Here is a 13505-nt window from a genome sequence, read left to right as displayed (position 1 = left end):
AAAACGGTATACAGATGCTGGCCTGGCGGGTGGTAAGAAGCACAGCGCATCAAAACTCCGGCATGCAAATACACATCCGACCTGAAACGTAACCTGAAACTTGAAACCTGAAACCCAGAACACCGCTCTCACCCATCAATCAATTCACTCAGCTCCAGCCAGCGCATTTCTTTTTCGTCTAATAGTTGGGTAATTTCACCGATCCTGCGGGACAGCGATTCCAGTTCTTCAAAATTAGAACTGCCGCCGGATAGCTGGGCTGTAATGGATTCCTTTTCGGAAGTGAGTGCCGCAATTTCTTTTTCCAGCAGTTCATATTCCCTTTTTTCCTTGAAGGACACTTTTTTCCCGGCGGGCTTTTGAGTAGCGGCTGCCGGGGCAGCAGATTCCTTGGCGGGAAGCGGCGCCGGCGCCGGTTGCTGCTTTTCCTGTAAGCGGTATTGTGTGTAGTTCCCGGGGAAATCCGTAATGACCCCGTCTCCTTCAAAAACAAACAGGTGGTCTACCAGGCGGTCCATAAAATACCGGTCGTGCGAAACAATCAGGAGGCAACCCGGGTACTCACTCAGGAAGTTTTCGAGTACGGAAAGGGTAGGAAGGTCCAGGTCGTTCGTGGGCTCATCCAGGATCAGGAAATTGGGATTGCGGAAGAGGATGGAGAGCAAATGCAGCCGTCTTTTTTCACCACCGCTTAATTTGCTCACATAGGTGTATTGTTTATCTGGGTCGAAAAGAAATAACTGAAGAAACTGGGAGGCACTAAGCGTGCTTCCATCAGCCAGCGGAAAATTTTCTGCGATGTTTTTTACAAACTCGATCACCCGTACATCTTCTTTTAATATAAGGCCCTGCTGCGAATAATTACCAAACACAACGGTATCACCCACATTGATCTTTCCGCTGTCTGCAGATTCCATACCCTGCAGGATATTGATAAACGTTGATTTTCCTGCCCCGTTCTTCCCGATCACGCCTACGCGTTCGCCCTTTTTAAAGGTGTAGTCAAACCCGTCGAGTATTTTTTTGTCTCCAAAGGATTTATATACTTTTTTTAGCTCGATGATCTTTCCCCCCAGCCGGTTCATTTTCATCTGTAGCTGCACCTGGTCGTCGGTTACCTGCTGTTTTGCCGTTTTTTCGATGTTGTAGAAGTTATCTTCGCGGCTTTTTGATTTGGTGGTACGGGCCTTCGGCTGTTTGCGCATCCATTCCAGTTCCCGGCGGTAAAGGTTTTTGGCTTTATCAATAGAAGCGTTCAGGTTCTCAAGCCGTTGTGCTTTTTTATCGAGATAGTATTCATAGTCGCCCCGGTGCACAAATAATTCACCGCCTTCAATTTCCCATATTTCATTGCAAACCGCATCCAGGAAATAGCGATCGTGGGTAACCAGTACCAGCGTTACATTTTCCTTTCCCAGAAAATGCTCCAGCCATTCCACCATTCCCACATCAAGATGGTTGGTAGGCTCATCCATAATCAGCAGTACGTGTTTGTGCTCAAAGCCAATGTCGATCAGCGTCCGGGCCAGGGCCACTCTTTTTTTCTGACCGCCGCTCAGGGTTTTTACTTTCTGATCCAGGTGGTGGATATTGAGTTTGCCAAAGATCTGTTTCACCCGGGAGTCAAAATCCCAGGCATTCAGTTCATCCATCCGCACCAGCGCCTGGCCGATACGATCTGCATTGCCGCTTTCACTGGCGAGTTCGTACTCCCGTATCGCTGCTACCGTAGGATGATCATGGAAAAAAATATTGTCGGAAACGGTAAGTTCGTCTTCCAGGTCGGGTTCCTGTTCAAAAAGGATCACTTCCACATCTTTGTGGATCCACAATTTGCCGTTATCGGGTGTTTCCTTTCCGGCCAGGATTTTCAACAAGGTAGACTTGCCCGTGCCGTTGCGGGCCACGATGGCCACTTTATCACCTTCCTCGATATGGAACGAAATGTTTGAAAACAGGGGCTGGATCCCGTAACTTTTTCCTAATCCTTCCGCAGAAACATAATGCATCCGGCAAAGGTAAGGTTTCAGGTTTCAAGTTGCACGTTTCAGGGGGCAAGTTAACGTTGCGTGCGAACCCCGGAAATCTTATACACTTTTAATCAATCCCCCGTCGATGGCAATATTGGTTCCGGTAATATAAGCGGCCTGCGCTGAAGCCAGGAAGGTGACCAGGTTCCCCATTTCTTCGGGTTGGCCCAAACGCTTCATCGGGATGGTTTCCAGGGCCTGCGCCTTGTAGGTCTCCAGTGGCAATCCTTTGGCCGCAGCTTCCCGTTCATAAAGTTCCAGGATACGGTCGGTTTCAAAATTTCCGGTAAGAATGTTGTTTACGGTGATATTGTCTTTTGCCACCTGCGTGGCCAGGGTTTTACCCCAGGTAACCACAGCTGAGCGGATGGTATTGGACAAGGCCAGCGCCTCAATGGGCTCTTTTACCGACCGGGAAGTAAGGTTAATGATGCGCCCGAACCGGTTAGCGATCATATGCGGTAATGCCTTTTCAGTGGTGTATTGAACGGTGCGGAACAACAGGTTGAATGCGGTTACATAGTCGGCGTCTTTTTTTTCCAGTGCCGTGCCTGCGCTGGGACCGCTGGTATTATTTACCAGTATGTCGGCCTGGTTGGCGGCAAAATAATCGTCCATCTTTTGTTTGTAGGCGTCGATGTCTGAAAAATCCGCCACAAGGTATTGATGCTCCTGCTGCCCGGGACGCGGCAATGTGGCTGCCAGTTCCTGCAGTACCGCTTCGTTACGGGCCAACAGGGTTACCGTGGCACCGGATGCTGCCAGCTGCAGGGCGATCGCTTTTCCCAACCCACTGCTGCTGGCGCCTACCAGTGCTTTTTTACCGTTTAAAGAAATTTGCATACAAATAGTTATTGAGTAAGGGAACCCTGTTTTTTTAAAAGTGCAAAAAAGCGGTCCATGCTGGTACCCAGGCTCTTTTCAAAAGAAGCTTTCATGTCTTCCGGCTGCGGATGTTTATTATCCCAGGTGTTAAAATAATCGCGGAAGGCCTGGTCTATTTTATCCTGGCCAAACTGGCGCTCCAGCAGGTACATCCAGATGGAGGTTTTGATATAAGAAACCAATCCGTAATCCTCGGAGGTTTTAAAATCGGCAGCGGGCTGCTCAATCATGCTTTGCATGGGGATTTGCGAAAGCGCAAAATAGAGGCGTTCCTGGAACTCCTTTGCGGGCAGTTTTTTGACCTCTTCAGGAATCGATTCCCGGGCCACCGAATTGTACCGGTATTTTTCCGCTTCGTACCGGAACTGGTAATAGGTATTTAATCCTTCATCCTGCCAGGTATGTGCCCGTTCGTTAGAACCCAGCATACTCATAAACCAGTTATGCCCTACTTCATGGGCGATCACGCCGTCCAGGTATTCCTTGGTGGCATCGGGACAGGTAATTAAAGTGATCATCGGATATTCCATACCCCCGCTGGAATTATTTTTGGGGCCTTCAAAAGCCTGTACGGTGGGGTACTGGTATTCGCCGATCCATTTGCTGTAGTGCTGTACCGCGTCTTTTACATAGTCGATACTGTTATTCCACAACGTACCCGGCTGGTTATGGTAATAGGTAAAGGCATCCACCGTTTTATTCTTTAGCTGTATGGTGTCATATTGGATAACCAGTCCTTTTTCAGCAAACCACGCAAAATCCGGTACATTTTCCGCCGTATAGGTGAGCGTTTTCAAACCTGCTTTTGCCGGTTTGTAAAGTTTAGGCGGGGCATTGCGGCCGGCAGCATTCATGGCCCCGATCGACTTATACCGCTCCAGTTCTTCCTTATCCTGTAAAACGCCCGTAGAGCCTACCACATAATCCGCAGGCAGTGTTATTTTAACCTGGTAATCGGCATATTCGCTATAAAACTCACCCATATCCAGGTAGGGAAACTCGTGCCATCCGTTTTTATCATATACTGCGGGTTTGGGATACCACTGGCAGATCATGAACTCCCCGTCGGCAAAGCCGGATCTCGAAAAATAGGAAGGCAGCTTTACGTTGAAATCGGTGGTAATAGTAGCCGTGGCGCCGGGTTTTAACGGCTCGGGCAGCAATACCTTTATAATGTCGATGTATTGAGGGTTGGAATGCGGCGCTGTTTTGGCCGGTTTGCCATCCACTTTAAAGTTCAGGCCATCAATAGAACCGTAAGTTACGGCCTCCAGCTTCTCCGTTCGCGAAAGATCGCTCCGGATCTGTTTAAATAAAGCCGTAGAGTCGTTTTTATAGGCATTGGGCCAGATATGGAACCAGATAAAATCGAGCGTTTCAGGGGAATTGTTTTTATATTGGATCGCCTGTTTGCCGGTTAAGGAGCGGGTTTTGTCATTCAGGGTTACCTGCATATCATATTTGAGGTGTTGCTGCCAGTAACCATCCTGGGCAAAACCAACGGTGACAACAAGGATAAGCACCAGCGTAAAAATCTTCTTCATGCGCACATTTTTTTAAAGATAGCTAAAAAAAAGCAGGTGAATGGCATGGACAGGTGGTTTTAACGTGGGGTTTAGAAGCCGGAAGGCCGGAAAAGAAAAAAAATCTTTTTCGGGGGATAGGGGTAAAAGCTCTTTCGATTGTATTCAGTAACAGCGCTAGTATATTTGCAGGTTAGAATGGCTTTGGACCAGGCTCAATATAAACATGTTTTTGATCTTCATTATGAGGCATTGTACGGGTATGCCTGTTCCATACTGAGATCGGAAGTGTATGTAGAAGACATTCTGCAGAATATTTTTATAAAGCTTTGGGAAACCCGCAATACCATACAGGTGGCATCTGTAAAAGCATACCTGTATACGGCAGTGCGTAATGAATGCCTCAACCAGCTAAAGCACAAAGGGGTGCAGGCGGTATACGCGCATACAGCAAGGGTTACGGGAACGGAAGCCGACCATGGCAATAAGGCGGAGCAAAAGGAATTGCAGGAGCAGATCCAGGGACTTTTAAATCGCCTTCCGGAGAAATGTGCCACTGTTTTTTATATGTGCAGGCAATTGGGACTGAGCTACCGGGAGGTGGCGGAGGAGCTGGACCTGTCGATAAAAACGGTGGAAAATCATATGACAAAAGCATTGAAGTTCCTGCGTGGCGGCCTGGCGGCTTACCTGGTGAGCCTGCTGTTTTTATTCATTTATCAACTTTTCAATGTATAAGATATGGAGCATAAACTGATAGCCTATCATGAGCAGCTGTTGGATGCTTCGGAACGCAAAGCGGTAGAGCAATGGTTGCAGCAGGATCCTGCACACCAGGGCATTTATGACAAAACCATCCGGGTATGGGAACAATCCAGGAATCAATTGGCATATACCTATTATAATAAGGAGCGGGCCTGGGACCGGATCCAGGCGCAGATCGACCAGGCACCCGCGGTAAAGAGCCAGGGCCGGATCGTTTCGTTGAAATGGTGGCGGGCAGCGGCCGTTGCAGCCTCGCTTGCAGGGATCGTATTGCTGCTCTTCGTTTGGTATCGACCCGGGCCTCCGGTGTTTGTAGCTGACGCCGGCACCCGCGAAGTGCATTTACAAGATAACAGTACCATTGAGTTATACACCAATGGTGTGTTGGAATTAGACCGGGCGTTTAATAAAAAAACAAGAACCGTAACCTTAAAAGGAGATGCGCGCTTTGATATCGCCCGGAACCCCGATAAGCCGTTCATCATCCATAATAGTAATGCCATGGATGTGCAGGTATTGGGTACCTCCTTTACGATACAGCAACGCACGGCCTTTAATACGGTATATGTGCATTCCGGAAAAGTAAAAGCAACGCTGGGCAACCAGACTGTAACCGCAGTGGCCGGTCAAAAGATTGTGCAGGATAATAAAACCCGTCAACTACAGTTGCGCGAGATCCGTACCCCAATTGAAACCGTTTTGAAAACGCAAACCATCCGGTGTAATAATATGCGCATTGACAGCCTGGCGAATATTCTTAAAGAGCTCTACAATGTCGATGTGCAGTTTGACCCCGCCATCGGCAGCAAGCGGATCACCAGCACTTATTTATCTTATGAATCGCCGGAACAGGTAATGGAGAACATCGCATTGATGATCAATGCTACCTGGCGTAAGCAAAACGACCATTATATCATTACTAAATAAACCTTTTTGAAAAAGTTCTTTTTTACCGCACTGCTGTTTATTTCCGGCTTATGGGCATCCGCACAGCCGGCCCTGTTACAAAAAGTGATTACCGTCGATTTCAGGAACATCACCATGTATGAGGCGCTGATGCAGATTGAGGCCAAGGCCGGGTTTTATTTTTCCTACGACAACCAGTTGATCAGAAATCAGAAGCGGGTGTCTTTTACCGCGTCCGACAAGCCGGTGCGGGAAATCCTGGATCTGTTATTTGACAACGAGTACCAATACATTATTCAAAACAATAAGGTCGTAATCCGGAAAAAGGAGTTGCCACATATCGTGGTACAGGGCCGGTTTATTGATCATACCGATCAAACACCGGTGGCTTATGTAAGCGTATATATACCCGAGCTGCAGATTGGAACCATGTCGGACGAGCAGGGTTTTTTTTCGTTAAAAGCGCCATTAACACAGCAGCTGGCGTTAACCGTAAACCGTATCTCTTATTATGACACTGTTTTAACGATCGACAGTAAGAACAATCCGGCCCTGACCGTTCCGCTGGTACCCCGGATCATGGAGGAGAATGAAGTACGCATGACATCGGTACAGCGGCACTGGCTGGCGCGCAGGCTCATTGGTACACGGCAGCGGCTCAGCAGTATCAACCTTAAAAATTATTTTTATCAACAGAAGTTTCAGTTAGGACTGCTTCCGGGCATTGCCACCAAAAACGTGTTGAAAGGACAGCAGGAAAATAAACTGTCGTTTAATGTACTGGGCGGATACGCCGCACAGGTAGATGCGCTGGAAATAGGAGGCCTGTTTAATATCGTACAGAAACACGTGCGGTCGGTACAGGTGGGCGGCCTGGCGAATCTTGTAGGTGGCAGCGTAAGCGGTGTGCAGATCGGCGGTTTGTATAATTATGCCGGGGATACGGTGCGTGGATTGCAGGTGGGTGGCCTGGCAAATGCCGACAAAAGCGCTGTAACCGGTTTGCAGATCGGCGGTTTGTACAATGAAAGCAAAACCTTCACCGGCTTACAGATAGGAGGGATCATCAACAATGCACGGCAGGTGGAAAAAGGCATGCAGTTATCGGGCATTATGAACCGTACCCGCAATTTCGGAACCGGAGTACAGCTTTCGGGCCTGATAAATATAACTGGTGCAATGGGCTCAGGCGTTCAGGTATCCGGCCTGGTAAACTATGCAAAAAAGATCAACGGTCTGCAGGTAGGGGTATTCAATATGGCCGATACACTGCATGGTGTAGCCCTGGGGCCTTTCAACTACCACAGGAATGGCAAGCATGCTTTTTCAGTTTCTGTACAGGAGAATGCCCAGGTTAATATCAGCTATAAATCGGGAAGTAAGGCGTTGTATAATATCCTGCAGGTGGGCTGGATCAATGCATATACCCCGGTACCGTATTACCTGTTTGGCTATGGACTGGGCAGCGAATGGACATTAAGGCGTAAAATAAAAATGGCCGTGGAGTTGGTGAATTTATTTTACACACCGGCGCATGACTTTAACACCGATTATAACAATATCAGCTTTCAACCCCTGTTGATCTGGCAGGCGCATAAAAAACTGCAGCTGTTTGCAGGCCCCCGGCTGCAATACCAGCTTCCGGCACAGGAATCCAACCAAACCGCGTATAACGGTTTCCGGAAAAATATGATCTCTCTAAACGGGAACGCTCGAAATCCGCTGGATCTTGGTTGTGTAGTAGGCGTAAATATTTTTTGATAAGGGCGTAGGGGTAAAACCACTTTAGGATGTATTACTGGTATACATTACTAAAGATATGAAAATAAAAAATTACATTTTACTACCAGCATTCATCGTTACCGGTTTTCAGCTTGCGGCACAGCAAGAAGCAGGTAAAGCCGTTCATTTAGGATTGGTAACTCCAATCAGTACCCAGGGCGTATATGCCCGCGAAATAAGCCCCGCGTTTGCGCTGCATGTATTGCAGGGTGTAAACCGGGATAACAAAGGCGCCTCTATTGGCGGATTACATACCACGCTTTATGGAAGCAACCGCGGTGTAATGATCAGCGGGCTGATGAACCGGGTAAAAGGGTCAGACAAGGGCATTGCCATTGCCGGCCTGGTAAATACCGCTCAAAACGGAAGAGGCATACAAATTGCCGGATTACACAACCAGAACACCGGTAATGGTTTTATACAGGTGGGCGGGTTAAGCAACAGCAGCCACTACAGCCTGCTTCAGCTTGCCGGCCTGGTAAATAATACACATGATGCGGGTTATCAGATCGCGGGCCTTGTGAATAAAGCCAAAACCGTAAGAGGACTGCAGTTGTCTGGCCTCGTCAACATTGCCGACAGCTCTTCATACCCCATTGGTATTTTAAACTTCATCAAAAACGGCGAAAAGCAGATCGGGATACAGGTGTACGATGACGTATCGGCAAGCGTACTGCTGCGTACCGGCAGTTATAAAACCTATGGCATCATTGGTGCCGGCCTGGCAAGGGATCAGAAAAAAACGGTTTTTCAAATGGAAACCGGTTTGGGATACCGGATACCGCTGACCCGCCGCCTGCGTATGAATACGGAGGCCGTTATTATGGCGCGTACCGACGTGCATAATTTTATCAGACATGTTGAATCGTTGAGAGCACTGGCGGGCTGGAAGATCACTCCGGGCTTGGAACTTACGATCGGGCCCGCATTGTATGTCACCGATCAGGCCGATTCAGAATTGTTTGCCGGCCACTATATCTGGAAATTCAAAAAAAGAGCATCCTCTCTCCTGGTAGCGCCGGGCGCTGTTGCAGGAATCAATATCCGTCTTTAATTTATTCATCAAACATTTATAAAAATCAGAACAAAATGAAACAAACATTTTTTTTAAGTTTTATTGCTGCGTTGTTAATCCTGGCCCAGAGTTGTAAAAAGGTCTATCCCGATGGACCTGCTGTAACCGAAACACGGAATGTATCTGGGTTTGGAAAGATTGAAACCACTTTCAGCGCGCATGTGGAATACCGTACCGGCGCATCTAAAGTAGAAGTATTGGCTGCAGACAATATTCAGCGCTATGTGATCACAGAGGTGATCGGTGATAAGCTGGTGATTCGCACACCGAATAATGTATCCATTAAAAGGGGGAGTGTGACGGTGTATGTAACCGCGCCTTCGCTTACAGCGGTAACGCTCACCGGAAGCGGGAACTTTAATGCTGTCGACGAAATTGAAACTGCTGCGATGGATTTAAAACTGACCGGCTCCGGAAACGTAACCATTGCAAAGTTAAAAGCCGCAACGCTGAATGCCCAGATCAGCGGCGACGGGGATATAAACATTAACAGCGGGGAAAGTAATAACCAGGACGTAACCATCACCGGAAGTGGTAACTACAATGCGCATCAAATGCAAAGCAGGGATACGAAGGCGCGCATTACCGGCTCCGGAAATATTAAAGTGTGGGCAAAAGATCAGTTGAATGTAACCATTACCGGAAGCGGCAATCTGCGTTATGCGGGCACCCCCGTTATATCTGCGTCTGTTACCGGATCCGGTAACGTAAGAGCGCTCTGATGTGTTCAACGTGCGGCACCGTTTATTAAAAACGTTATCCGTTTGCACCCGTACATGCAGTGGATAAGGAAGCCGGTTGGTCCTTATCCACTGCATATTGTTAAAGTTCTTTAAACAAAAAATTAAACGATACTTCATTCGCAAAAACAGGATGCGGTTCAAAAAGGAAACCAACATTCCACACCCGAAATCTTACGGCTCAGCTATTATTGTTTTAAAAGGGTAAAGAACGCATCTATGTTTGTAAAAAAAATAGTTTATGAAAAAGATACTTTTCTTATGGCTGCTGGTACTCGTTGGCAGTTTCTTAAATGCCGCTGGTCCGGCCGATTTTAAATGGGTAAAAACTTCTAACGGGATCATGTTATATGAACGATGGATAATGCATAACGGCAGCAAGGTAAGGGAACTGAAAGTGTGTTTTGATGCGCCGGGCGCCGGTCTTACAGATGTGGTAGGACTTTTGAAGGACGCCGGAAAGGGAAGCAGCTGGAATGTGCGGTCCAGCCAGTACAAGGTTACTAGAACCCCCGATGAGCACGTATGGTTAAACTACATCCGCTATTCCCTTCCATGGCCGATGGAAGACCAGGATTGTAGCCTGAAGTATTTTTACAATACAACAGTCGCAACAGCGGGATCCCATACGATCTATTTTGAAAGTATCCAACACCAGGTATATCCCCGGTTTAAAAACGTAACCCGCCTGGAAGGCACATCGGGTAAATGGACGGTAGATCAGCAGGAGAACCGGCCATCGCGCATCACCTACCAGATTCTTACAAATAAAAGCGGTACCGTACCTCGCTGGGTTTCGGACCCTATTGTGTATGATAACATCCTTACAACAATGGCACGGTTTAAATCTTTACTGCAGCATCAATAAAAATGCATATGAACAAAAAGTATACATTAATTACCGGCGCCAGCAGCGGATTGGGAAGTGCTTTTACACTTTGCTGTGCCCGTTTAAAAATGAACCTGGTCCTGATTGCGCTTCCGGGAAGTACCATTAAAGCCACCGCTGGAGAACTGGTCCGCCTGTATGGAATTGACGTAAGGGTCTTTGAATTTGATCTTACAAACCGGGTGGCGTTTGATACGCATATTGCCATCATAAAAAAAGACTATCCGGTCAACTTCCTGATCAATAATGCCGGCATGGGCGGAACGGTATCGATGCTGGATTGTGCCCCGCAACTCATCGATAAGATTATTCAGCTCAACATCGGTTGTACTGCTTTGCTTACACGCGAGCTGCTGCCACAGTTGCTGCAACAGGAAAAAAGTTTTATCCTCAACATCGCAAGTATGGCGGCATTTTCGCCCATCGCTTATAAAACCGTTTATCCTGCATCGAAGGCATTTGTGGCGTCTTTTTCGTTGGGGCTCCGGGAAGAGCTGCAGCAAAAAGGTGTATCCGTAAGTGTTGCGTATCCGGGACCGATCATGACCAATTCTGATACTTCCCGCAGGATCCTGCTACAGGGATATAAAGGCCGGCTCGGGCTTTTTTCTACCACAGACCTGGCCAGCCGCATTATCCGGCAAACCCTGGCCGGCAGGGCGGAGATCGTTCCCGGCTGGTGGAACCAGATAAATCATGCATTAATGGGACTGATCCCGTCAACGCTTAAAGTACGCCTGATCTCCGGTGCCATCAAACGTGAATTACAATTAACACATTAAATATGCCCAAAGTATTGATTACAGGAGCCAGCGGATTGCTGGGATATAATGCGGCACTGGAGTGCTGCAGAAATGGTTTTGAAGTGCGGGTACTGATCCGGAAATCTTCCAATGCCGACCTGCTGAACGGACTTTTTTGCGAAGTATATTATGGTGCCATTGAAGATGCCACCGCAGTCAATGAGGCTGTAAGCGGCTGTGATTATGTGGTTCATACCGCCTCACTTACGGAGCAGTGGGGGATCGGATTAGCGGATTATGAAGCCGTAAACATCCGGGGAACGGAAAATATTATTGAGGCCTGTATGCTGCACCATGTAAAACGGCTGGTATATATCAGTACCGCCAATACCATTGCACCGGGGTCGCTCGAATATCCGGGCACAGAGTTAAACTCCTTTTCGCTTTTTAAAATCAATTCGCCCTATATCAATACCAAATACATTGCCCAGCAAAAAGTACTGGAGGCGGTGGTGGAAAAGGGGTTGCCGGCCCTGGTCCTGAATCCTACATTTATGATCGGCGCCCACGATCAGAAGCCCAGTTCCGGCAAGCTCCTGAAATATGCATTGGGTAAGGGGTTCCTGTTTTATCCCCCGGGGGGAAAGAATTTTGTACATGTAAGGGATGTAAGCCGGGCCATCGTTTTTGCCTGCCGGAACGGGGAAAACGGCGACTGCTTTCTGATTGCGGGAGAAAACCTCAGTTACCGGGAATTTTTCCGGATCGTAAACCGGTTGGCGCGTCAAAAAACAGTGTTATTGCGTATTCCCGGGCTCGCATTAAAGATTGGCGGACTGTTGGGTACGGCTATGGGGCACTTGTTGGGTAAGCGGCTAAAGCTGAACTATGCCTCCGCCTATTTATTGTGTTTGCAGAATTACTATTCCGGGCAGAAAGCTTCCCGGGCATTGGGACTGCAGTACACACCGGTTGCTGTGGCTGTGGAAGAGGCGTTGGAATGGTTTCAAAAAAATGATAATACCGGTATATGATATTAGGTGCGCTGATACTGATGCTCCGGAGAATGACAAGGCGGCAATTGGAGCTGTTGCTGCAGCATGTGCTGGTAAAATACCTGGCAAGGATCATTATTCTCTATGGCTTCAGCGTGGTATTCCGGTCTTTTGATATGTCCTTCACTACTGCCGCCGGGGCATCGTTTTTCAGAGCCCAGTCCTTCAGTTTGATGTTTGTACTGCTGGGGTTGCTGATCTGGACGGCAGGCGAACGCCTGTCCGGTTTCTTGCAGCGACGTACCGCAAAAAAGAAATTTCCTTACACCATTCTTCTTCCCTGTTTGGGCCTGGTGCTGTTTGGGGTTTTTGCAGCTTTTCTTTTTGGGCTTACCTATTCTTTTTTTGATATCTATTTCTTTGATAATTATGAGGCCTGGAAGAGCTTCAGCACTTTAAGCTACGATCTTATTTTTGGGGCATTTATTTTTTACCTGCTGATCTTAAGCTTTAACGGCATCCTGTTTTATTATAAGAACTGGCAGGAAGCCCGGTTGAATGCGGAGCGCTTAAAAAGAGAAAATATGCAGGCCCGGTACGATGTGTTAAAAAGTCAGATTGATCCGCATTTCTTTTTTAACTCCTTAAGTGTGCTTACCGGACTTGTTTACAAGAGCGCCGATCTTTCTGCCGAATACATTACGCAACTTTCAAAATGCTATCGCTATATTCTTGATCAGAAAGAAGAAAACCTGGTTTCGCTGCAGACCGAACTGTCGTTTCTCGAATCATACCTGTTTCTCATCCGCATACGGCATCAGCATTCCATCGTTTTTCATATAGATGTGCCTTCCCAAAAACAACAACACTCATTGCTGCCGCCCTCGGCATTACAGATGCTGGTAGAGAATGCGGTTAAGCATAATCGTTTTGCTATGAATGATCCGTTGCACGTAAACATTTGTTTTACCGATCAGCACATCATCGTAACCAACGATCTTAGAAAGCGGAACGGCATCCGTTTCTCCACGGGGGTAGGACTCTCCAATATCCGGAAACGGTATGAACTGATCACCGGGGAGCAGGTAGATATCCGGGAAGCCGACGGGAATTTTGTGGTGCGGCTTCCTTTTCTTCCGGAAACATTAAAAGACCAGTTTTAAAAGAACAAC

The 13505-nt window shown here is 47.6% G+C and carries 12 protein-coding genes; 9 read left to right on the top strand and 3 right to left on the bottom strand.

Going from position 1 to position 13505, the window contains the following annotated elements; all coding sequences use genetic code 11:
• Window positions 1-128 precede the first annotated feature (128 nt).
• The 3 genes from LQ567_RS06310 to LQ567_RS06300 form a co-directional block, all read right to left on the bottom strand.
• Entirely contained in the window at window positions 129-2009 is a 1881-nt protein-coding gene (locus LQ567_RS06310) for an ABC-F family ATP-binding cassette domain-containing protein (protein WP_231003299.1), read from the bottom strand.
• 78 nt (window positions 2010-2087) lie between these two features.
• Window positions 2088-2873, bottom strand: coding sequence for an SDR family oxidoreductase (locus LQ567_RS06305; protein ID WP_231003297.1), 786 nt, complete (start codon window positions 2871-2873; stop codon window positions 2088-2090).
• A gap of 8 nt (window positions 2874-2881) precedes the next feature.
• On the bottom strand, window positions 2882-4459 hold the full coding sequence (locus LQ567_RS06300; RefSeq protein ID WP_231003295.1) for a M1 family metallopeptidase: 1578 nt from the start codon (window positions 4457-4459) through the stop codon (window positions 2882-2884).
• Window positions 4460-4636: 177 nt separating this feature from the next.
• Between LQ567_RS06300 and LQ567_RS06295 the strand changes: the two genes are divergently transcribed.
• The 9 genes from LQ567_RS06295 to LQ567_RS06255 all read left to right on the top strand — a co-directional run bounded on the left by LQ567_RS06295 (window position 4637) and on the right by LQ567_RS06255 (window position 13496).
• Window positions 4637-5176, top strand: coding sequence for an RNA polymerase sigma-70 factor (locus LQ567_RS06295; protein ID WP_231003294.1), 540 nt, complete (start codon window positions 4637-4639; stop codon window positions 5174-5176).
• A 3-nt stretch (window positions 5177-5179) separates the two neighbouring features.
• Window positions 5180-6130 (top strand): FecR domain-containing protein, encoded by a 951-nt coding sequence (locus LQ567_RS06290; RefSeq protein ID WP_231003292.1) that lies wholly within the window; start codon window positions 5180-5182, stop codon window positions 6128-6130.
• Between the two features lie 6 nt (window positions 6131-6136).
• Window positions 6137-7870 (top strand): STN and carboxypeptidase regulatory-like domain-containing protein, encoded by a 1734-nt coding sequence (locus tag LQ567_RS06285; protein ID WP_231003290.1) that lies wholly within the window; start codon window positions 6137-6139, stop codon window positions 7868-7870.
• Between the two features lie 58 nt (window positions 7871-7928).
• Window positions 7929-8945, top strand: coding sequence for a hypothetical protein (locus LQ567_RS06280; RefSeq protein ID WP_231003288.1), 1017 nt, complete (start codon window positions 7929-7931; stop codon window positions 8943-8945).
• Between the two features lie 35 nt (window positions 8946-8980).
• Complete coding sequence (locus tag LQ567_RS06275) at window positions 8981-9688, top strand: head GIN domain-containing protein (protein WP_231003286.1); 708 nt, start codon at window positions 8981-8983, stop codon at window positions 9686-9688.
• Window positions 9689-9947: 259 nt separating this feature from the next.
• Window positions 9948-10574 (top strand): SRPBCC family protein, encoded by a 627-nt coding sequence (locus LQ567_RS06270; RefSeq protein ID WP_231003283.1) that lies wholly within the window; start codon window positions 9948-9950, stop codon window positions 10572-10574.
• 8 nt (window positions 10575-10582) lie between these two features.
• Window positions 10583-11377, top strand: coding sequence for an SDR family NAD(P)-dependent oxidoreductase (locus LQ567_RS06265; protein ID WP_231003281.1), 795 nt, complete (start codon window positions 10583-10585; stop codon window positions 11375-11377).
• 2 nt (window positions 11378-11379) lie between these two features.
• Window positions 11380-12372, top strand: coding sequence for an NAD-dependent epimerase/dehydratase family protein (locus tag LQ567_RS06260; protein ID WP_231003279.1), 993 nt, complete (start codon window positions 11380-11382; stop codon window positions 12370-12372).
• A complete protein-coding gene (locus LQ567_RS06255; protein ID WP_231003277.1) occupies window positions 12369-13496 on the top strand; it encodes a sensor histidine kinase in 1128 nt (375 codons plus the stop codon). The genes LQ567_RS06260 and LQ567_RS06255 overlap by 4 nt, the downstream gene beginning before the upstream one ends.
• Window positions 13497-13505 lie beyond the last annotated feature (9 nt).

Source organism: Niabella pedocola, assembly GCF_021044425.1.
Taxonomy (GTDB): Bacteria; Bacteroidota; Bacteroidia; order Chitinophagales; family Chitinophagaceae; genus Niabella; species Niabella pedocola.
The sequence above is the reverse complement of the archived record's forward strand: the minus strand, read 5'-3'. Positions and strand labels throughout refer to the sequence as shown.